This window comes from Streptomyces sp. NPDC048057 (assembly GCF_040653095.1).
In the GTDB taxonomy this organism is placed as follows: Bacteria; Actinomycetota; Actinomycetes; order Streptomycetales; family Streptomycetaceae; genus Streptomyces.
Genome location: NZ_JBEZNF010000006.1, coordinates 253,566 through 274,646, shown reverse-complemented (window position 1 = coordinate 274,646; position 21,081 = coordinate 253,566). Strand labels below are relative to the sequence as shown.

Genomic DNA, 21,081 nt, shown 5'->3' with positions numbered 1-21,081 from the left:
CAGGCGCCACCGTGAAAGGGCAGTCATGTACACCACCCGCATCGGCCACTCCACCACCGACTCCATCAACATCTACGGCTACGACCTGTGCTCGGAGGTCATCGGCCACACGAGCCTGGCCGACCTCGTCTTCCTCGGCGCCCGGGGACGGCTGCCGACCGCGAACGAGTCCCACATGCTCAACGCCCTGATGGTGGGCATCGCCGAGCACGGCTTCACCCCCAGCTCCCTGGCCACCCGCCTCACCTGGCTGGGCGCCCCCGAGGCCACCCAGGCGGCCGTGGCCGCCGGACTCCTGGGCGCGGGCAGCGTGTACCTCGGTGCCATGGAGCTGACCGCCCGCACCCTCCAGGAGGCCCTGGACTCGGCGCCGGAAGGCCAGAGCGCCGAGTCGACCGCCTCGGCGATCCTCGACGCGTACGAGAAGAGCGGCGAGAAGGTGCCCGGCTTCGGTCACCCCGTCCACCGGCCGCGCGACCCCCGCACCGCCCGCTTCTTCCAACTCGCCGAGGAGTGGGGGTTCCTCGGCCGCCACAGCCTCCTCCTCCAAGCCGTGCACGCCGAGCTGGAGCGCCGCCGGGGCAAGCCCATCACCCTCAACGGAGCCGGCGCCTTCGGCGGGGTCCTCGCCGACCTCGGCTTCGCCTGGCAGCAGGTCCGCACGGTCGTGGTGGCCGCCCGTGCCGTCGGCCTCGTGGGCCACATCGCCGAGGAAGCGGCGCGCGGCGCCGCGGACAGCACCGCGCAAGCCCTGTTCCGGCACGTAGAAGAGCACACCGACTACCAGCCCCAGCGCTGACCGGAACCAAGGACCGACCATGTCGTCCCTCGCCGAGACCCTCGCCCGCTGGGCGCACTCGTACGAACCCGCCGCCCCTGACTTCGCACTGGCCGACCGCTCGCTGCGGGACACGCTGGCCGTCGCACTGGCCGCCCGGGACCACGAGGTGGCACGCATCGCCGGGCCCCTGCCGGACGCCGCACGCTGGGCGGCGGTCGGCCACGTACTGGACTTCGACGACGTGCAGCTCGAATCGACCAGCCACGTCAGCGTGGTGGTGGTCTCCGCGGCCCTCGCCGTCGGCGGCGACGCCCGCGCCTATCTGGCCGGGGCCGGGGTGATGACCCGGCTCGGCACGGCCCTCGGCTGGCCGCACTACGCGGCCGGGTGGCACGCCACCTGCACCCAGGGCGCGCCGGCTGCCGCGATCGCCGCCGGCGTCGCCCTCGGCCTCTCCCCGCGGCAACTGACGACCGCGCTGGTGCTGGCCCTCCCGGCGGCGGGGGGAGTGCAAGCTGCCTTCGGCACGCAGGGAAAATCCCTCCAAGTCGGGTTCGCGGCCGAGGCCGGGGTGCGCGCCGCGCGGCTGGCGCGGGCCGGCGCGACCGCCGACCCGCGAGCCCTCGAAGCCTGGATGCGGCTGGTGGGCGCGGGCGCATCCCCGGTGGACCTCGGCGGCCCTGCGATCCCCGGCGGTCTGGCCGTCAAACTGCACCCCTGCTGCTACGCCATGCAGCGGCCCATCGCCGCCGTCCGCGAACTACGGGCGCGCCACGGCCCCCTCGACCCCGCGGACGTCGACCGCATCGTGGTCACCACGCCCGAGGCGAGCGTGCGGCCGTTGATCCACGATCGGCCGTCGACCGGACTGGAGGGCAAGTTCAGCCTGCCGTACGCCGTTGCGACCGCGCTGTTGGACCCCTTCCCGGACTTCGACTCCTTCACCGATGCCGCCGTTGCCAGAGCGGAGACCCGGCGCCTGGTCGCCGCGACCGAGACCGTGCTCGTCCCCGGCGGCGACGGCCTGCTGTCGGGCGAGACGGACATCCGGCTGGAACTCGTCCGGGGCGGCACGTTGCACACCCGGCTCGCGCAGCCACCGGGCGCGCCGCTCCGCGCACCGTCCCAGGACGATCTGGAGCGCAAGTTCACGGCCTGCGGTGCCGACGTGCCCCAGTTGCTCAACGGCCTCACCTGGGCGTCCGCGCGCGCACTGCTCACCGAAACGATCTGCCGCCCACGCTCCCGGACGCCCAGCGCCCGTTCCCTCGACAGCCGCCAGGAGAACTCGTGACCCCCGTTCGGCCGAAGAACATGCCGCCGTCCCTCGACATCCCGAGAGTCGGAGCGGACGCCCTGCTCGCGGGAGCGGCCCACGCCTACCCGGACCGAACCGCACTGGTGGACGGCGAGGAGACGCTGACCTTCGCCCAACTCCACGACGCGGCCCGACGGGTGGCCGGCGGGCTGCGCGAGCGCGGACTTGAGCCGGGTGACGTGGTGGCCCTGCACATGCCCAACACGTACTGGTACGTCGTCGTCTACTACGGCGCGCTCTGCGCCGGGCTCGCGGTGGCACCGCTCAACCCCGCTCAGCCGCTCGGCCCGCTCCGGTCCCAACTCGCCGACTGCGGCGCCAAGGCCGTCGTCAGCCATCCGGCCGGCGCGCCCGGGCTCGTCGACGCCGTCTCCGACGCGGTCCGGCTCGTCGTCCTCGTCCCCGCCACGGCCGCGGGCCCGGCCCCGGACGGCGGCGGGGCCGGACCGGAGGGTTCGGTCCCGCTGGCCGAGCTGCTGGCCTCGGACCCGCTGGACTACCGCGTCGATCCCGACCTCGTGGCCCACCTCCAACTCACCGGGGGGACCACCGGAAGGACCAAGGCCGTCCGCGTCCTGCACCGCAACCTGGTGGCCAATGTGGTGCAGACCGGATGCTGGCGCTCTGCTTCGCTGCCGCACCTGGACGAGGACGGCGGCGTCCGGGTCCGCCGCCTCAGCGACCCGGCGCCCAGGACGATCGTTCCCGGCGAAGGCTGCAACATCGCCATCGCCCCCCTCTTCCACGGCCTCGGCCTGGTCGGCCACAACGTCAACACGCTCCTGGGAGCCACCGCCGTCATCACCGGCGGACGGTTTGACGCGGACCAGTTCATCCGCGACATCGAGCAGTACGGCGTGACCCACATGTCCGGCTCTCCGGCCATGTACTACGGGATGCTGCGCAGCGCGGAGCTGGGGAGGCACGACCTCTCCTCCGTACGCATGATCACCTCGGGCGCGGCCCCGATCGACACCGGCGCCCTGGCGGCGCTGCGCCGGGCGTTCCCCGCGGCGAGCGTCACCGAGGGCTACGGACTGAGCGAGGCGACCATGGGCCTGACCATGTCACCGCCGGGGGCCGACGTCGACACGCCCCCGGGCAGCGTGGGCGTCGCGATCGCCAACACCGAGGTCGAGATCCGTGCCGAGGACGGTGTCACGGTGCACCCGCGGGGTGAGACCGGAGAGATCTGGGCGCGCGGTCCGCAGATCACCGACGGATACCAGGACGCGCCCGCGTTGACGGCGGAGCAGTTCGTGGACGGCTGGCTGCGCACCGGGGACCTGGGCCGCTTGGACGAGAACGGCTTCCTCTTCCTGGTGGGACGGGCGAAGGACATGCTCATCTACAAGGGCTACAACGTCTACCCCCAGCCGCTGGAGGAACTCCTCTGCTCCCATCCGGCGATCGCGCAGGCGTCGGTGGTGGGCCGTCCCCATCCCGCCTCGGGCGAGATCCCGGTCGGATTCGTGGTGCTGCACCCGCGGTCGACGGCCGAGGCCGAGCGGGGCCAGGAGTTCCTGGACGAGGTCATGGCCCACGTCGCCGCCCGGGTCGCGCCCTACCAGCGGATTCGCGAGCTGCACGTGGTGGAAGCCCTCCCCCTCACCCCGACCGGAAAGGTCCTCAAGACGCAATTGAGACAGCGCCTCCAGGACCGGTGCGCCTGAACCCCGCCCGCTGCCATCACCCACGTCCCGAGAAGAGGAAACACCGTGGAAGCCACCGAATTCGCGTCCGTCCTGGCCGCCGTCCGCCGTCTCGTCCGGGAGGACGTCGTGCCCCGCGAGCGGGAGATGGAACTCGACGACGAGGTCCCGGCCGACATCCGGCGCAAGGCCGTCGACATGGGCCTGTTCGGCTACACCCTGCCCGAGGAGTACGGCGGCATGAACGCCTCCGTCGAGGAGGACGCCCGACTCTGCTTCGAGTTCGGCTACACCAGCCTCGCCTTCCGCTCCATGTTCGGCACCAACATCGGGATCGCCGGGCAGGTGTTGGTCAACTACGGTTCGCCCGAGCAGCGGGACCGCTGGCTGCCGCGGTTGGCCGAGGGCGCGGTGGCGTCCTTCGCGCTCACCGAAGCGGAGGCGGGTTCGGACCCGTCGGGGATGACGACCCGCGCGGTGGACACCGGCGACGGGTTCTACGAGATCTCGGGCGCCAAACGATTCATCACCAACGCCGCCGTCGCCGACGTCCTCATGGTGTTCGCCCGCACCGACGAAGAGGCGAAGGGCACGGACGGGATCTCCTGTTTCCTCGTCGAGAAGGACGCCCCCGGTCTGACCGTCGGCCCGAAGGACGCCAAGACGGGCCAGGCCGGGGCCTGGACCTCCGAGGTCTTCCTCGACCAGGTCCGCGTCCCGCACTCCGCATTGGTGGGAGGCATGGCGGGCAAGGGCTTCAGCGCCGCGATGCGCTCCCTGGCCAAGGGCAGGGTCCACGTGGCCGCGCTCTGCGTCGGACAGGCGGAACGGGCCCTGGAGGAGTCGATCGCCCACGCCCGCGAGAGCAAGCAGGGCGGCGCGCCCATCGGCCGGTTCCAACTCGTCCAGGCGCTGCTGGCCGAGAGCAGGGCCGAACTCGACGCCGCACGCGCGCTGGTCCTGGACGTCGCCCGGAAGTACGACACCGGAGAGGACACCAAGATCGGACCGTCCACCGCCAAGCTGTTCGCCAGCGAGATGGCCGGCCGGGTCGCCGACCGCGCCGTGCAGATCCACGGCGGCATGGGCTACATGCGGGAGACGACCGTCGAGCGCATCTCCCGCGACGTGCGCGTCATGCGCATCTACGAAGGCACCAGCGAGATCCAGAAGCTCATCATCGGCCGCGCGCTGCTCCGCGGCTGACCCGCTCCCACCCGCATCCCCCTTTGACCCGTATCTCCTCGGCACCGACTGGATGAGGAACCATGACGACCACACCGGACCTGAACTGGGACGACCGCACCGACCACACCAATGCGACCCGCGGGCTGATCGACAAGCTCGAACCCTGCGTCATCCGCACCGCCGAAGGCCGCGTGGTCTGGGACAACGACCGCTGGGACTTCCTGACCACGGACACCTGCCCCCCGACGGTCGACCCGAGCCTGTGGCGCCAGGCCGGACACAACACCGCGCAGGGCCTGTTCGAGGTCGCCCCGGGCTTCTACCAGGTGCGCGGCCTCGACGTCTCCAACATGACGATCGTCGAGGGGGAGACGGGCGTGGTGGTGATCGACCCGCTGGTCTCCAAGGAGTGCGCGGCGGCCGGCCTGGCACTGTACCGACGCAATCGCGGTGCGCGCCCCGTCAAGGCCGTCGTCTACACCCACAGTCACGGGGACCACTTCGGCGGGGCGCTCGGTGTGACCACGGCCGCCGCGGTCACCGCGGGCGAGGTCGCCGTCGTCGCACCCGAGGGCTTCATGGAGCACGCCGTCAGCGAGAACGTCTTCGCCGGGCCCGCCATGCGCCGCCGCGCCGTCTACATGTACGGCAAGTCCCTCCCCGCCGGACCGCAGGGAACGGTGGGCTTCGGCATCGCACAGGCCCTGTCCACCGGCACCATCGGCCTGGTGCCCCCGACCGCCACCGTCACCCACACCGGCCAGGAACTGACGCTGGACGGCATACGGTTCGTCTTCCAACTGGCGCCGGACTCCGAAGCGCCCTCGGAAATGAACTTCTACTTCCCCGACCACAAGGTCCTGCTCGTCGCCGAGATGGTCAACCACACCCTGCACAACACGCTCACTCCACGCGGCGCGTTGGTGCGCGACGCCCGGGCCTGGGCCGGGTACATCACCGAGTGCATCCAGCTCTTCCACGACGCCGACATCCTCATCGGCTCGCACAACTGGCCCACCTGGGGCCACTCCGAGGTGCTGGAGATCCTCACCCAGCAGCGCGACGCCTACGCGTATCTGCACGACCAGACCGTCCGACTGATGAACCGCGGTCTCACCGGCACGGAGATCGCGGAGGAGCTGACCTCCTTCCCCGGCCAGGTGGGCTCGGCATGGCACACCCGCGGCTACTACGGCTCCCTCAGCCTCAACGTCAAGGCCGTCTACCAGCGGTACATGGGGTGGTTCGACGGCAACCCCGCGCACCTGTGGCAGCACCCGCCGGTCGAACAGGCCCGACGGTACGTGGCCTTCATGGGCGGCGCCGACACCGTCGTCACCAAGGCCGCCGACTCGTACGAACAGGGCGACCTGCGCTGGGTGGCGGAAGTGCTCAACCACGTGCTGTTCGCGGAGCCCGAGCACGTCGCTGCACGCGAACTCCAGACCCGCACCTACGAGGCGCTGGGACACGCCCAGGAGAACGGCGTCTGGCGCAACTTCTACCTCACCGGAGCCCAGGAACTGCGAGCCGACGCCGACGGCCCGGCCGGCAGCGAGCCGCACCACCAGAGCCTCGACATGCTCGCCGGGCTGACCACCGAACAGATCTTCCAGTCCCTCGCGGTGCGCCTGGACGGACCGCGCGCAGCGGCCCACCGGTTGCTGATGCGCTGGGAGTTCCCGGACAAGGACGAGGCGTGGACCGTCCTCGTCGGCAACGGCGTGCTCACCCCCATGCGCGGTGACGCACCGGGCGGGGAGGCACCACACCTCGCCCTGCGCCTGGACCGTGCCACCTTCGACCTGGTGCTGGCGAGGCGGACCACGTTCGCCGAGGCCACCGACGCCGGAACGGTCGCGCTCGAAGGTGACGCGAACGTCCTCGCCACGTTCTTCGGCCTCTTGGAAGAGCCCCCGCTGCACTTCCCGATCGCGCTCCCGTGAGCCCGCCCACCCCACCCCCGTCGAGGAGCAGCCAGCACATGAGCGACATCGTGGAACACGACACCCTCTTCATCGCCGGACAGTGGGTCGAACCCGCGGGCACCGAGACCATCGAGGTGGTCTCACCGGTGACCGAGCAGGTCGTCGGGCGGGTTCCGCACGCCACCCCCGCGGACGTGGACAAGGCGGTGGCCGCGGCGCGGGCCGCATTCGACCACGGCCCCTGGCCGCGGCTGTCCCTCGTGGAGCGCGCCGAGGTGGTCACCCGAATCAAGGACGCCATCGCGGCCCGCCACCGGGAACTGGCGGAGCTGGTCACCCTGCAGAACGGTTCCCCGATGCTCTTCTCGGTGCGCGGCCAGGCGCTCTCCGCCGTCGGTGCGTTCGCGGTGGCACTCGCCGCCGAACGGTTCTCGCAGGAGGACGAGCGTCCCGGCACCGGCGGCCCGGTCCTGGTGCGCAGGGAGCCGGTCGGGGTGGTCGCCGCGATCACCCCGTGGAACGTCCCCCAGCTCACCATCGCCGGGAAGCTCGCCCCCGCACTGCTCGCCGGCTGCACCGTCATCCTCAAGCCGTCGCCGGAGACCCCGCTCGACGCCAACTGGCTCGCGGACGTCTGTGCGGAGGCCGGACTCCCCGACGGGGTGCTCAGCGTCCTTCCCGCCGGCCGTGAGACCGGCGCGTACCTGGTGGCCCACCCCGACGTCGACAAGGTCGCCTTCACCGGTTCGGTCGCCGCGGGCAAGGCCATCATGGCCGCCGCCGCCGAGAACCTCACCCGCGTCTCCCTGGAACTCGGCGGCAAGTCCGCCGCGATCCTGCTGGACGACGCCGACCTCGCGGTGGCGGTGCCCGCCGTCGTCGGCGGCACCTGCGCGGCCAACAGCGGTCAGGCGTGCGTGGCCCTCACCCGGGTCCTGGTCCCGGCCTCCCGCTACGACGAGGTCGCCACCGCGCTGACCGGCGCGTTCGCCGGACTGAAGGTCGGAGACCCGGCAGACCCCACGACCGTGGTCGGACCGATGGTGACCAGGCAGCAGCAGGAGCGGAACCTTGAGTACATCAGGATCGGGCGGGAGGAGGGGGCGAAGGTCCTCACTGGCGGCGGGGTTCCGGAGGGGCTGAGCACCGGCTGGTACGTCAGTCCCACGCTGTTTGGCGACGTCACCAACGACATGCGGATCGCCCGTGAGGAGATCTTCGGCCCGGTCGTCTGTCTTCTGCGCTACGAGACCGTGGACGAGGCGGTCGCCCTCGCCAACGACTCCGCGTTCGGCCTGTCCGGGGCCGTCTTCAGCGCCGATCCGGAACGGGCGACCGAGGTCGCCCGACGCGTGCGCACCGGCACCGTCACGGTCAACGGCTTCCGCCTCGATCTGGCCGCCCCTTTCGGCGGCTTCAAGAACTCGGGCATCGGGCGGGAGTTCGGCCCGGAGGGGCTCGCCGCCTACTTCGAGTACCAGGCCGTCAACCTTCCCGCCCCGAACCCGAGCTGATCCCCGCCCTTCACGAGGAGAGCCCCTCATGCACGCAGCGATACTCCACAAGACCGGTGACGACACCCTCGACGTCACCGAGGTCGATTCCGTGTCCTTCGGCGCCGGCCGGGTGCGCATCAGAATGCACAAGGCCGGTCTGTGCCACTCCGACCTGTCCGCGATGAACGGGGTGCTGAGCCACCCCGCGCCCTTCGTCCCTGGCCACGAAGGCGCCGGTGAGGTCGTCGAGGTCGGCGAAGGCGTCACTCACGTCAAGCCGGGCGACCGCGTCATCGTCTGCTGGATGCCGCCCTGCGACCGGTGCCGCGCCTGCAAGGCGGGCGACGGCCACCTGTGCCGCAGTGGCTACGGCAACCTCGCGAACCCGAATTTCCGACACGGCGAGAAGGTACTGCCCGGCATGCTGGGCGCCGGTACCTTCGCCGAGGAGACGGTGATCGCGGCCTATGCCGCCATCCCGATCCCCGACGACGTCCCGTACGACATCGCCGCGCTCGTCGGCTGCGGCGTCACCACGGGGATCGGTGCCGCCCTCAACACCGCGAGGGTGCGACCGGGCTCCTCGGTCGTCGTCATCGGCCTGGGCGGCGTCGGAGTGAGCATCCTCCAAGGAGCGAAGGTCGCCGGAGCCGCGCAGATCATCGCGGTCGACCCGACCGCGAACCGCCGTGACATGGCACTCAAGTTCGGCGCCACCCAAGCCGTCGCCCCGGACGAACTGACCGAGGTCACCCAGCGCGTCACCGACGGCCACGGCTTCGACTACGCCTTCGAGGCCGTCGGCAAGGCGGCCACGCTGCGGTCCGCGTACGACGCCGTCCGCCTCGGTGGCACCGTGTGCCTGGTCGGCGCCGGCTCCCGCACGGACCGGAACGACCTGAGCATGGCCGAGCTGGTCCTCAACGAGAAGAAGGTGCTCCCCTCCTTCTACGGCGGTGACGACATCCGCCGCACCTACGCGACCATCTTCGACCTGTGGCGGACCGGCCGCATCGACCTGGAGTCGATGATCACCCATCATGTGCCGCTGACCGGGATCAACGAGGCGATCCGGCAGATGCACACCGGCGAGGCACTGCGCACCGTCATCGACATCGCCTGATGCGGCCCGTGTGGTGGGCCCTCAGTGGCACGAGGAATCAGGCGCGGGCGGCGAGTTTGGCCGCATCGCGGCATCCGGGAGATCACGTGCGCTCATGGCAGCTACAGGCCGCCCGCTGCCCGGGGACGGAGCGGGGCGGGACGGCTCGACGGATGCGGGCCCAGCGACCACCGGCCCCGCACCGGCGTCGCAGGCCACGCACCCGCCGGCCGTGTCACCAACCTCTCAGGGCAGTACGGCGAGCCCAGCAAGATCCATCAAACAGGCCCCAGGCCGACGGATTCGCGCAGGTGACCACCCTCCACGTGGCAGGGCCGTTCCGACCTCGCCGCGAGGGGGGGAAGCGCACCCGAGAGCGTCAGCACTCGATGATGTTCACCGCGAGCCCGCCCCGGGCGGTCTCCTTGTACTTCACCGACATGTCCGCCCCGGTGTCCTTCATCGTCTTGATGACCTTGTCCAGGGAGACGAGGTGGTTTCCGTCGCCGCGCATCGCCATCTTCGCCGCCGTGACGGCCTTGACCGCCGCCATGCCGTTGCGCTCGATGCACGGGATCTGCACCAGACCGCCGACGGGGTCGCAGGTCAGGCCCAGGTTGTGCTCCATGCCGATCTCCGCGGCGTTCTCGACCTGTTCCGGGGTGCCGCCCAGGACCTCCGCGAGGGCGCCGGCCGCCATCGAGCAGGCGGAGCCGACCTCGCCCTGGCAGCCGACCTCGGCGCCGGAGATCGAGGCGTTCTCCTTGAAGAGCATGCCGATCGCGCCGGCCGCGAGGAGGAAGCGGACCACGCCGTCCTCGTCGGCGCCGGGGACGAAGTTCACGTAGTGGTGCAGCACGGCGGGGATGATGCCGGCGGCGCCGTTCGTGGGGGCGGTCACCACCCGGCCGCCCGCCGCGTTCTCCTCGTTCACCGCCATCGCGTAGAGGGTGATCCACTCCATCGCGCGGGCCAGCGGGTCGCCCTCGGCGCGCAGCTGGCGGGCGGTGTTGGCGGCGCGGCGGCGGACCTTGAGGCCGCCGGGGAGGATGCCCTCGCGGGTCATGCCGCGGGTCACGCAGGACTGCATCACCCGCCAGATCTCCAGCAGGCCCGTGCGGATCTCGTCCTCGGTGCGCCACGCCTTCTCGTTCTCCAGCATCAGCGAGGAGATGGAGAGTCCGGTCTCCTTGGTGAGCCGCAGCAGTTCGTCGCCGGTGCGGAAGGGGTACTTCAGCACGGTGTCGTCGAGCTTGATCCGGTCCTCGCCCACCGCGTCCTCGTCGACGACGAAGCCGCCGCCGACCGAGTAGTACGTCTTCTCCAGCACGGTGGCGCCCTCGGCGTCGTACGCCGTGATCGTCATGCCGTTCGCGTGGTACGGCAGCGCCTTGCGGCGGTGCAGGACCAGGTCCTCGTCGGCGTCGAAGGCGATCTCGTGCGCCCCGAGGAGGTTCAGCCGGCCCGCCGCCCTGATCGTCGCCACGCGCTCGTCGGCGCCCTCGACGTCGACCGTGCGGGGGGAGGCGCCCTCCAGGCCCAGCAGCACCGCCTTGGGGGTGCCGTGGCCGTGGCCGGTGGCGCCGAGCGAGCCGAACAGCTCGGCGCGGACCGCGGTGGTGTGGGCGAGCAGGCCCTCGTTCTTCAGCCGCCGGGAGAACATCCGGGCCGCACGCATCGGGCCGACCGTGTGCGAGCTGGACGGGCCGATGCCGATCGAGAACAGGTCGAAGACCGAGATGGCCACGGAGAACTCCTAGCGGGTTGGTAGACGCCGTTGTCTGCCGGCTGTGCAGGCGGTGCGGGCTGTGCAGGGTGGGGCCGGTGTGACGTAAGGGGTGGGGGCTGACGTACGAGCGGGGGCACCGGCTCACCGTTCAGTGTGCGCGATGCCCCCGCACCTCGTACAAACGTACGGGTTACAGGCCGGGGTACAGCGGGTGCTTCGCCGCCAGCGCCGAGACCCGGTCGCGCAGCGCCGCCGCGTCGTACGACGGCTTCAGGGCCTGCGCGATCACGTCCGCGACCTCGCGGAAGTCCTCCTCGCCGAAGCCGCGGGTGGCCAGCGCCGGGGTGCCGATCCGCAGGCCCGACGTCACCATCGGGGGCCGCGGGTCGTTCGGGACGGCGTTGCGGTTGACCGTGATGCCGACCTCGTGCAGCCGGTCCTCGGCCTGCTGCCCGTCCAGCTCGGAGTCGCGCAGGTCCACCAGGACCAGGTGCACGTCCGTGCCGCCCGAGAGCACCGAGACGCCGTGCTGGGTGACGTCCTCGCGGACCAGCCGCTCGGCGAGGATCCTCGCGCCGTCCAGGGTGCGCTGCTGGCGCTCCTTGAACTCCTCGGACGCGGCGACCTTGAAGGAGACCGCCTTCGCCGCGATGACGTGCTCCAGCGGACCGCCCTGCTGGCCGGGGAAGACCGCGGAGTTGATCTTCTTCGCCAGCTCGGCGGTGGAGAGGATCACGCCGCCGCGGGGGCCGCCCAGCGTCTTGTGCGTGGTCGTGGTCACGACGTGGGCGTGCGGCACCGGGTTCGGGTGCAGCCCGGCCGCCACCAGACCCGCGAAGTGGGCCATGTCGACCATGAGGTACGCGCCGACCTCGTCCGCGATCCGACGGAAGGCGGCGAAGTCCAGCTGGCGCGGGTAGGCGGACCAGCCGGCCACGATCAGCTTCGGCCGGGACTCCTTGGCCAGCTTCTCGACCTCGGCCATGTCGACCTGACCGGTGGCGTCGTCCACGTGGTAGGCGACCACGTTGTAGAGCTTGCCGGAGAAGTTGATCTTCATCCCGTGGGTCAGGTGCCCGCCGTGGGCGAGGTTCAGACCCATGATCGTGTCGCCCGGCTTCAGCAGCGCGAACATCGCCGCCGCGTTCGCCTGGGCGCCCGAGTGCGGCTGCACGTTGGCGTGCTCGGCGCCGAAGAGCTCCTTGACGCGGTCGATCGCGATCTGCTCGACCACGTCGACGTGCTCGCAGCCGCCGTAGTAGCGGCGGCCGGGGTAGCCCTCGGCGTACTTGTTGGTCAGGACCGAGCCCTGGGCCTCCATGACCGCGACCGGAGCGAAGTTCTCCGAGGCGATCATCTCCAGGGTCGACTGCTGGCGGTGGAGCTCGGCGTCGACGGCGGCGGCGACGTCCGGGTCCAGCTCGTGGAGAGGGGTGTTGAGAAGCGACATGTGTGAGTCCCTGTGTCCCTTGATCCCTGTGTGCTGTCTGTGGTCGTACGGAGCGTGACCGTCAGCCCGCGGAGAACGCGGTGTACTCGTCGGCCGTGAGCAGCTCGTCCTGCTCGCCGGTGACCCGCACCTTGAACAGCCAGCCGCCCTCGAAGGGGGCGCTGTTCACCAACGACGGGTCGTCCACGACGTTCTGGTTGACCTCCGTGACCTCCCCCGAGACCGGCGAGTACAGGTCGCTGACGGACTTGGTGGACTCCAGCTCGCCGCAGGACTCGCCCGCGGTGACGTCGTCGCCGACGGCGGGGAGCTGGGCGAAGACGACGTCACCGAGCGCGTTCGCGGCGTGCTCGGTGATCCCGACCGTCGACACGCCGTCCTCGGCGGGCGACAGCCACTCGTGCTCCTTGCTGTAGCGCAGCTGCTGGGGGTTGCTCATGACCTGAATTCTCCTGTATGCGGAAAGGGCGAACGGACGGACGGGCGGCGCGCTGACGTGCCGCTGGTCACTTCGAGGGCCGGACGGGGTGGCTGACCGGCCGGTGCGCGGCGGCGGTCACCGCCGTACGGCGGGGCCGCGGGGCCTTGTGGGCCGCGGCCCGCTAGGGCCTGTCTGGACACGCCCTGAGGGGGTTGCGCCGGCTCACTTCTCGCGACGGTAGAAGGGGAGCGCCACGACCTCGTACGGCTCGTGCGCACCCCGGATGTCGACCGCGACGCCCGCCGTCCCCGGCGCGGCGTGCGCCGCGTCGACGTACGCCATCGCGATCGGCTTGCCGAGGGTGGGGGACGGCGCGCCCGAGGTGACCTCGCCGATCACCTCGCCGCCGGCGACCACCGGATAGCCGGCGCGGGGCACCCGCCGGCCCTCGGCGATCAGGCCGACCAGCTTGCGCGGGGGCGCGGACTCGGCGCGCGCGGCGGCCTCGGTCAGCGCGGCGCGCCCCACGAAGTCGCCCTCCTTCTCGAACTTCACCACCCGGCCGAGGCCGGCGTCGAAGGGGGTGAGCGCGGTCGTCAGCTCGTGCCCGTACAGCGGCATGCCCGCCTCCAGGCGCAGGGTGTCCCGGCAGGACAGCCCGGCCGGCACCAGGCCCGCCGGTGCCCCGGCCTCGGTCAGCGCCCGCCACAGCTCCTCGGCGTGCTCCGGCGCGACGAAGAGTTCGAAGCCGTCCTCGCCGGTGTAGCCGGTGCGGGCGATCAGCGCGGGCACGCCGGCGACCGTGCCCGGCAGGCCCGCGTAGTACTTCAGACCGTCGAGGTCGGCGTCGGTGACGGACTTCAGGATGCCGGGGGAGGCCGGGCCCTGGACGGCGATCAGGGCGTACGCGTCGCGGTCGTCGCGCACCTCGGCGTCGAAGCCCGCGGCCCGCTCCACGATGGCGTCGAGGACGATCTGGGCGTTGCCCGCGTTCGCGACGACCATGTACTCCGTGGCCCCGGTGCGGTACACGATCAGGTCGTCGAGGATGCCGCCGTCCTCGCGGCAGATCATCGTGTAACGGGCGCGGCCGGTGCCGACCGTGGAGATGTTGCCGACCAGGGCGTGGTCCAGCAGCGCGGCGGCCTGCGGGCCGAAGACGGTGATCTCACCCATGTGGGAGAGGTCGAAGAGCCCCGCGGTGGTGCGCACGGCGTTGTGCTCGTCGCGCTCGCTGCCGTACCGCAGCGGCATGTCCCAGCCGGCGAAGTCGGTCATGGTGGCGCCCAGCGAGCGGTGCAGCGCGTCGAGGGCGGTTCGGCGGGGGACGGTGTTCGCGGACGGGCTCATGGACGCTTCTCCCAGGGACATGACGAAAACACATGACGACGAGGACGATCCTCCCCATCTGTCATCGGAACCTGAGAGGTTCGTCGCGATCGTACGTACTGATGGGCGTACGGTCGTGACTTGCACCTTGGGTGGAGCCGACGGATGCGGCCCGCTTTTCAGATCTGCCTCATCGCACGCGGTACGGGGCCTGAGAGATTCAAGGGAGGAACTTGCTCCTTCGGCGCCCGGCGGACGTGCCGGGACTCTCCCGCGTGGATTCAAGCGGCCGGTATGCAGTTGGCGCGCACATCATTGCACGCGCGGGCGGGAAGGGGGAGTGCGGACCGGATCGTTCGCGCCCGGAGCGCGCCCGAAACCGCGCGCAACACCGGCCGCCGGGGATCACCGAAGAAATAGGTGGCAGCGCATTACCATTTCTTTACGCTCCATGGGCATGTGTGTGGGTGACCTGAACCGGGGGAGGAGGGTGTGATGACGTTGCAGCACTCCGGTGCCTACGCCACTACCGCGGGGGTGCCCGCACAGCCACAGGTGCCCGTGCGGCAGCGGGTGGGGGAGCCAGTGCCCGCCGCCCTGGCCGCGCTTTCGGAAACATCCGCCCTACGGGACCTCAGGGGCCGCTCGGGGTGCAGCCCCCGCGCGCTCGCCTTCGCGGCGGGAGACGTCGTCGTGGTCTCCGGACTGCCCGGCAGCGGCAAGTCGACCCTGATCAAGCGCACGGTCCGCAGCCCGCGCATCGACTCCCAGGACACCCGCGACCGCTGGGACGCGGCGACGCCCCGTTTCCTCCCGTACGCCCTGTACCGCCCCTTCGTCCGCATGGCGCACTACGCCGGACTGCGCAAGGCGTTGCGCTCGGGCCACAGCGTCGTGGTCCACGACTGCGGCACCCAGGCGTGGGTCCGCCGCTGGCTCGCCCGCCAGGCCCGGCGGCGCGGCGCGGCGCTCCATCTGCTGTTGCTGGACGTCCCGCCCGACGTCGCCCGGGAGGGGCAGCGCGAGCGCGGACGCGGAGTCTCCGGTTACGCCTTCGCGCGCCACCGGCGGGCCGCCGGCCGGCTGATCGCGGACGCGGAGGCGGGTCGCACCCCCTTCGGCTGCGCCTCGGTGACACTCCTCGACCGCCCGGCCGCCACGACCCTGACCCGCATCGGCTTCCGGGCCGAGTAGCCGGCCCGCGGCACCGAGCGGACGGCCCTGGACCGGACAGGCCCTAGAGTCATGGGGTCCCCCGCGCCCTCCGGGCGTAGGGGGAGAGGTCGACGGGTCCGTACGGTGGGGCCGTCCGCCTCAAGCAGTCGGGGCTCAAGCAGCGCGGGCCCACGTCGTACGGGTCCACGTCGCACGGGCTCATGCAGTGCGGGCTCCAGGAGTACGGGACGGGCCGTGAGTCGGCCGTGGCGAGTCGGTCGTTGGTGAGTCGGGGAGAGGCGCGAAGCGGGATGGGCATGCTGGGACACATGGACCTGCTGGAGACGGGCGCGTGGCCCGCAAACGAGTTGGAGCGGGTGCTCGCCGCCTCGCTGGGGGACCCGGGGGCGGGCGCGCGGCTCGTCGAGGTGTTGGGCCGCAGTGAGATATGGGTGCCGCTGCCGCAGGGCGGAGCCCCGGACAGCCGGGAGCTCGACCTGCCGATGATGGAGATCGACGGCGCCGCGTACGTACCGGTGTTCAGCTCCGAGCAGCAGTACCGCAGTTGCGTCGGCGACTACGTCTCGTATGTCGTCGCGCCGGCGCGCGAGTTCGCCCGCGGGCTCCAGCCGCAGGTGGGCATCGCGGTGAATCCGGGCGGCACGGTCGGCGTCCCGCTGCCGCCGCCCGCGGTCGCGGAGCTGTGCCGCGGCGGTCGGCCCCCGCTCGCGGACGCCCTCCCCGACGGCGCCCCGGGCGCCGGGCTGGCGAGCGGCGGCCGGGTGCGGCTGTTCGAGCCGGACTGGCAGGAGGACCCGGTGGAGTTCCTGAGCGCCGCCGCGGAGGAGTTCCAGGACACGGGCGTGGTGATGACCGCGCGTCGGGCACTGGCCTCGGTCGAGGGCGACGCCCCGTCCCTCTTCGTCGGCGTCCAACTCTCCGCCTGGGGGCCCGCCGAGCAGGCCGCCCCGCTGGACGCCCTCGGCCGCGCCCTCGGCCGGACCGCATCCCCCTGGCCGGTGAACCTGGTCCTGCTGGACGTCGCCCGGGACCCGGTGGGCGAGTGGATGCTGGAGAAGGTCCGCCCCTTCTACGAGCGGCGGTAGCGGCTTCGCGGCCCGACGCGGGTGAAGCGGTCACGAGAGGCCGCGGGCTGTCGGGCGGCCCGATTAAGCTGGCTCCGTCACCACCGGTTGTTCCACGGGACGAGCAGCGGGGCAGGTTCGAGACAGGGTCGGGACGAAGGGGCGGAACAGGGTGAGCGCGTCAGGCACCGCGGCGACCGGGCAGATCGAGCACATGCTCCGCCAGGTGACCCCGGGACGGTACGACGCGTACGAGGCACTGCTCCAAGCCCTCGCCGATCCGACCGGCGGACGCATCTGGATGCTCCTGTGGCACGGCCGCCCCGGCTCCCCCGAGGCCCAGTACGGAAACCTGGAGGTCGACGGCGTCGGCTACGCCCCCGCGGTCACCTCCGCCCAGGAGCTGTCCGTCTCCGGCTGGAACCGCGCCCACGAGGTCGTCACCGGGCTCGACGCGGCCCGCGCCCTCTACCCCGACCGCTGGGGCATCTGGCTGAACCCGCACGCGCCCGGCGGCGGCGTCGGCATCCCCTGGCCGGATCTGCGCCGGATCGCCACCGGCCTCGACCGGATGCCCGCGGGGCCGCTGCGGCTGTCCGAGCCCGCCCTGGAGATCCCGCACTTCTACGCCCTGCTGTCGCGCAACGCGCACCACACGCCCGCCGTCCGCTCCCTGCGCCGCGCCTGGGTGCAGCCCGCGCTGGGCGCCCCGTACCTGGCCATCGGCCTCGACCTGTACGACACGAGCCGGCAGTCGGTGGACGCGGTGCGGGCGATGATGCAGCAGTCCATCACGGCAGTGCCCGACGGGCTGCCGGTGTCGACGGTGGCGCTGTCGGACGAGTACGACCCGGTGGGGATGTGGCTGCGGGCCAACGCCCGGCCGTTCTACGACCGGGACGCCCACGGCGGCGCGCCCGGCGCGGCTCCCGGCGCCACCCCCGGCGGCTACGGCTACCCGTCGGTGGCCGGTCACTGACCGACCGGGCCCGGCTCCCGCTCCCACGCCGACACCTCTTCTCGGGCCCTACCCCGAAGGGGCGCTCCCCGTTTCCTCACCCGTTTTCGGGGTTCGAGCACTGGATTCAGGGATTCTGCGGACGTAACCCCTTGGAAGTGCAGGTAAATCCCCGGGACATCTTGACACCGATTATCGGACGGTGGCTCAACTGTCGTTGGTGCAGGGGGAGATGGGTCCCCGCTCAGCCCGTGGCACAGTCCGGATAACGGAATCCCTCTACGCGCATCACGTTTGGGCAACCATTGGCTTGGGGGTCTGGCGGCTGATCGCGCGACCGTTGAAGACTCCCGCACCAAGGGGAGATTCGCCCGCGTGTACGGCCGGGTAACTCGTACATCTCGTACCAACTGCTCCTCGTGCACCAGAAGTTCACAGCAAGCCGCTACAGCGGCGGGTACGGGCCGGTCACCTCCGGCCGGGAGGGGTCCCCACCACGATGACGGCACCAATGCACGACACGGGCACGGAAGCGGACAAGGCCGCGTCCACCGATGTCGCGGCGGCTGTAGTCAGGAAGTCGGTCGAGGGGCGATCGCTACGGCAGATCGCCTGGTCACGGCTGAAACAGGACAAGCTGGCGCTGGCCGGCGGCATCGTTGTCATCTTCCTGGTGCTCGTCGCGATCTTCGCTCCGCTGATCGTCGACCTGTTCGGGCATCCGCCGAACAAGTTCCACCAGGACAAGCTCGATCCGCTGTTCAACACGCCCAAGGGCTCCTTCGGCGGCATCAGCTCCGAGCACCTGCTGGGCGTCGAGCCCAACAACGGGCGGGACGTCTTCAGCCGGATCGTGTACGGCGCCCGGATCTCGCTCCTGGTCGCCTTCCTCGCCGCGGTCGTCGCCGTACTGCTCGGCACGGTCTTCGGCATCATTGCCGGCTACTTCGGCGGCTGGGTCGACGCGATCATCAGCCGGGTCATGGACATGCTGCTGTCCTTCCCGCAGCTGCTCTTCATCATCTCCCTGGTCGCGGTGCTACCCAACGACCTGTTCGGACTGACCGGTTCGAGCGTGCGCATCGCGATCCTCGTCTCGGTCATCGGCTTCTTCGGCTGGCCCTACGTCGGTCGCATCGTGCGCGGCCAGACCCTCTCGCTGCGCGAGAAGGAGTACATCGAGGCCGCCCGCAGCCTGGGCGCCGGATCGCGCTACGTGCTCTTCAAGGAGCTGCTGCCGAACCTGGTCGCCCCCATCACCGTCTACGCCACGCTGATGATCCCGACGAACATCCTCACCGAGGCCGCGCTCAGCTTCCTCGGCGCCGGCGTCCGTCCGCCGACCGCGTCCTGGGGCCAGATGCTCTCCACGGCGGTGAAGACCTACGAGGCCGACCCGACCTTCATGGTCATCCCGGGACTCGCCATCTTCATCACGGTGCTGGCCTTCAACCTCTTCGGCGACGGCGTGCGCGACGCGCTCGACCCCAAGGGCACCCGGTGACGGCCCGCGGCGGCCGAGGACGGCCGCACACAACTGAACGTGCCCCTGCCACCCCTGTCAGGCGGCTCCCGAATGGTTTCCCGGCGTCGAGCAGGGACCGCGCTACTCCGGAGGTTGTAACCATGACTCCCCAACGTTCGTCGAGGGCCAGGCGGGTCGCCGGTGCGGCCGTCGTCGTGGCCGCTCTCACGGCCACCGCGGCCTGCGGCGGCGGCGACAACGACGACAACGGCGGCGGTGGCGGCAAGGCGGCCGGGTTCAACGCCGGCGTCAAGGGCATCGCGAACCCGTCCACCAAGGCGGGCGGCACGCTGAAGTTCATCGGCAAGCAGGACCTGGACTCCGCGGACCCGCAGCGCCAGTACTACGGCATGGCCTGGGACTTCAGCCGGTTCTACTCGCGCCAGCTGGTCACGTACGCCACCAAGCCGGGCCCCGCCGGCGCCGAGCTGGTGCCCGACCTGGCCCAGGACAAGGCCGCGATCACCAACGACGGCAAGACGTACACCTACAAGCTGCGCGAAGGGATCACCTGGGAGGACGGCTCGCCGATCACCTCCAAGGACATCAAGTACGGCATCCAGCGCATCTGGGCCACCGACGTCATCACCGGCGGCCCGCAGTACCTGCGCCAGGTCCTCGACCCGGGCAACACCTACAAGGGCCCGTACAAGGACACCGCGCCCGACAAGCTCGGCCTGAAGGCGATCCAGACGCCGGACGACAAGACCATCGTCTTCAACCTCCCGAAGGCCAACGGCGACTTCGAGCAGATGCTCGCCATGCCGGCCGGCTCCCCGGTGAAGAAGGAGAAGGACGAGGGCGCCAAGTACCAGCTCAAGCCCTTCTCCTCGGGTCCGTACAAGTTCGAGAAGTACGAGCCGAAGAAGAGCATCAGCCTGGTCCGCAACGACAAGTGGGCCAAGGCGTCCGACCCGATCCGGCCCGCGCTGCCGGACAAGATCACGGTCACGATCAACTCCAACATCGAGGCGATCGACGAGCTGCTGATCAAGGGCGAGTACGACCTCGACCTGAACGCCACCGGCATGGGCCAGGCCGGCCGCGGCAAGGCGCTCAAGGAGAGCAAGGACAACGTCGACAACATCCAGACGGCCTTCGTCCGGTACGTCGACTTCGTCACCGCGCTGGAGCCCTTCAACAACATCGAGTGCCGCAAGGCGGTCATCTACGCGACCGACTTCGCCTCCATCCAGCAGGTCCGCGGCGGCCCGCAGGCCGGTGGTGACATCGCGCCCAACATGCTGCCGAAGGACGTCAAGGGCGCCGACGACTACGACCCGTACGGCGTGCTGGAGCGCAAGGGCAAGCCGGACGTCGCCAAGGCCAAGGACGCGCTGAAGAAGTGCGGCAGGCCGGACGGCTTCTCCACCAACATCAGCGCCCGCAGCAACAACCCGCAGGAAGTCCCGGCCGCCGAGGCCCTCCAGGAGTCCCTGCGGGCCGTCGGCATCAAGACCCAGGTCGAGTCGATCGACGGCGCCGAGTCCGCCAGCATCACCGGCTCCCCGGCCGTGGTCAAGCAGCGCAACCTCGGTCTGATCATGAGCGGTTGGGGCCCGGACTTCCCGACCGGTCAGGGCTTCTCCCAGCCGATCATCGACGGCCGTTTCATCTCCGAAAACGGCAACTACAACATGTCGCAGACGAACGACCCGAAGATCAACAAGTTCTTCGACGACGCGCTGCTGGAGACCGACCCCAACAAGGCCGGTGAGATCTACCAGCAGATGAACCACGCGGTCTCCGACCTCGCCGTCCAGATGCCGCTCGTCTACGAGAAGAACATCACCTGGCGCAGCTCGCGGCTGACGAACGCCTACTCCACGGGCGCGTACAGCGGTCGCTACGACTACGTCTCGCTGGGCGTCGTCAAGTAGTCCTCACCCCTCCCGAGGATCCTCGGTGGTGACCCGCTGCCCCGAGCCGCGGGTCACCACCGGCACCACACCGCCAACGCCCAA

At 70.9% G+C, this 21,081-nt stretch carries 16 protein-coding genes and 1 riboswitch; of the genes, 12 read left to right on the top strand and 4 right to left on the bottom strand.

The genetic code is table 11. The features are described from left to right. Positions 1-25: 25 nt before the first annotated feature. The 7 genes from AB0E05_RS09395 to AB0E05_RS09365 all read left to right on the top strand — a co-directional run bounded on the left by AB0E05_RS09395 (position 26) and on the right by AB0E05_RS09365 (position 9,486). Positions 26-799, top strand: a complete 774-nt coding sequence (locus AB0E05_RS09395; RefSeq protein WP_361961006.1) for a citryl-CoA lyase — start codon at positions 26-28, stop codon at positions 797-799. 19 nt (positions 800-818) lie between these two features. After that, positions 819-2,075 (top strand): MmgE/PrpD family protein, encoded by a 1,257-nt coding sequence (locus AB0E05_RS09390; protein ID WP_361961004.1) that lies wholly within the window; start codon positions 819-821, stop codon positions 2,073-2,075. Further along, positions 2,072-3,772: a class I adenylate-forming enzyme family protein gene (locus AB0E05_RS09385; RefSeq protein WP_361961002.1), complete on the top strand. Its 1,701-nt coding sequence runs from the start codon at positions 2,072-2,074 to the stop codon at positions 3,770-3,772. The genes AB0E05_RS09390 and AB0E05_RS09385 overlap by 4 nt, the downstream gene beginning before the upstream one ends. A gap of 45 nt (positions 3,773-3,817) precedes the next feature. After that, entirely contained in the window at positions 3,818-4,957 is a 1,140-nt protein-coding gene (locus AB0E05_RS09380; RefSeq protein ID WP_361961000.1) for an acyl-CoA dehydrogenase family protein, read from the top strand. Positions 4,958-5,019: 62 nt separating this feature from the next. Next, a complete protein-coding gene (locus AB0E05_RS09375) occupies positions 5,020-6,885 on the top strand; it encodes an alkyl sulfatase dimerization domain-containing protein (RefSeq protein WP_361960998.1) in 1,866 nt (621 codons plus the stop codon). Positions 6,886-6,923: 38 nt separating this feature from the next. Continuing rightward, positions 6,924-8,381 (top strand): aldehyde dehydrogenase, encoded by a 1,458-nt coding sequence (locus AB0E05_RS09370; RefSeq protein ID WP_361960996.1) that lies wholly within the window; start codon positions 6,924-6,926, stop codon positions 8,379-8,381. A 28-nt stretch (positions 8,382-8,409) separates the two neighbouring features. Further along, complete coding sequence (locus AB0E05_RS09365; protein ID WP_361960995.1) at positions 8,410-9,486, top strand: zinc-binding dehydrogenase; 1,077 nt, start codon at positions 8,410-8,412, stop codon at positions 9,484-9,486. Between the two features lie 358 nt (positions 9,487-9,844). Here AB0E05_RS09365 and AB0E05_RS09360 read toward each other — a convergent pair whose 3' ends face one another. The 4 genes from AB0E05_RS09360 to gcvT form a co-directional block, all read right to left on the bottom strand. Beyond that, positions 9,845-11,212 carry an L-serine ammonia-lyase gene (locus tag AB0E05_RS09360; protein ID WP_361960993.1) on the bottom strand — a complete coding sequence of 456 codons (1,368 nt, stop codon included), beginning with the start codon at positions 11,210-11,212 and terminating at the stop codon, positions 9,845-9,847. A gap of 172 nt (positions 11,213-11,384) precedes the next feature. Then, positions 11,385-12,644 (bottom strand): serine hydroxymethyltransferase, encoded by a 1,260-nt coding sequence (gene glyA, locus AB0E05_RS09355; RefSeq protein WP_361960991.1) that lies wholly within the window; start codon positions 12,642-12,644, stop codon positions 11,385-11,387. Between the two features lie 61 nt (positions 12,645-12,705). Then, on the bottom strand, positions 12,706-13,083 hold the full coding sequence (gene gcvH / locus AB0E05_RS09350; RefSeq protein ID WP_361960989.1) for a glycine cleavage system protein GcvH: 378 nt from the start codon (positions 13,081-13,083) through the stop codon (positions 12,706-12,708). Between the two features lie 204 nt (positions 13,084-13,287). Beyond that, the gene (gene gcvT, locus AB0E05_RS09345) at positions 13,288-14,415 is read right to left on the bottom strand and encodes a glycine cleavage system aminomethyltransferase GcvT (protein ID WP_361960987.1); all 1,128 of its coding nucleotides are present in this window, start codon (positions 14,413-14,415) and stop codon (positions 13,288-13,290) included. A gap of 169 nt (positions 14,416-14,584) precedes the next feature. After that, positions 14,585-14,678, bottom strand: a riboswitch (glycine riboswitch). 211 nt (positions 14,679-14,889) lie between these two features. Here gcvT and AB0E05_RS09340 point away from each other — a divergent pair. The 5 genes from AB0E05_RS09340 (at position 14,890) to AB0E05_RS09320 (ending at position 20,997) form a co-directional block, all read left to right on the top strand. Then, positions 14,890-15,588 carry an AAA family ATPase gene (locus tag AB0E05_RS09340; protein ID WP_361960985.1) on the top strand — a complete coding sequence of 233 codons (699 nt, stop codon included), beginning with the start codon at positions 14,890-14,892 and terminating at the stop codon, positions 15,586-15,588. Positions 15,589-15,878: 290 nt separating this feature from the next. Further along, positions 15,879-16,655, top strand: coding sequence for an enhanced serine sensitivity protein SseB (locus AB0E05_RS09335; RefSeq protein WP_361960983.1), 777 nt, complete (start codon positions 15,879-15,881; stop codon positions 16,653-16,655). Between the two features lie 151 nt (positions 16,656-16,806). Continuing rightward, on the top strand, positions 16,807-17,613 hold the full coding sequence (locus AB0E05_RS09330; RefSeq protein ID WP_361960981.1) for an enhanced serine sensitivity protein SseB C-terminal domain-containing protein: 807 nt from the start codon (positions 16,807-16,809) through the stop codon (positions 17,611-17,613). 478 nt (positions 17,614-18,091) lie between these two features. Continuing rightward, complete coding sequence (locus tag AB0E05_RS09325; protein ID WP_361960979.1) at positions 18,092-19,096, top strand: ABC transporter permease; 1,005 nt, start codon at positions 18,092-18,094, stop codon at positions 19,094-19,096. A gap of 122 nt (positions 19,097-19,218) precedes the next feature. Continuing rightward, entirely contained in the window at positions 19,219-20,997 is a 1,779-nt protein-coding gene (locus AB0E05_RS09320) for an ABC transporter substrate-binding protein (RefSeq protein ID WP_361960977.1), read from the top strand. The last annotated feature ends 84 nt before the right edge of the window (positions 20,998-21,081 follow it).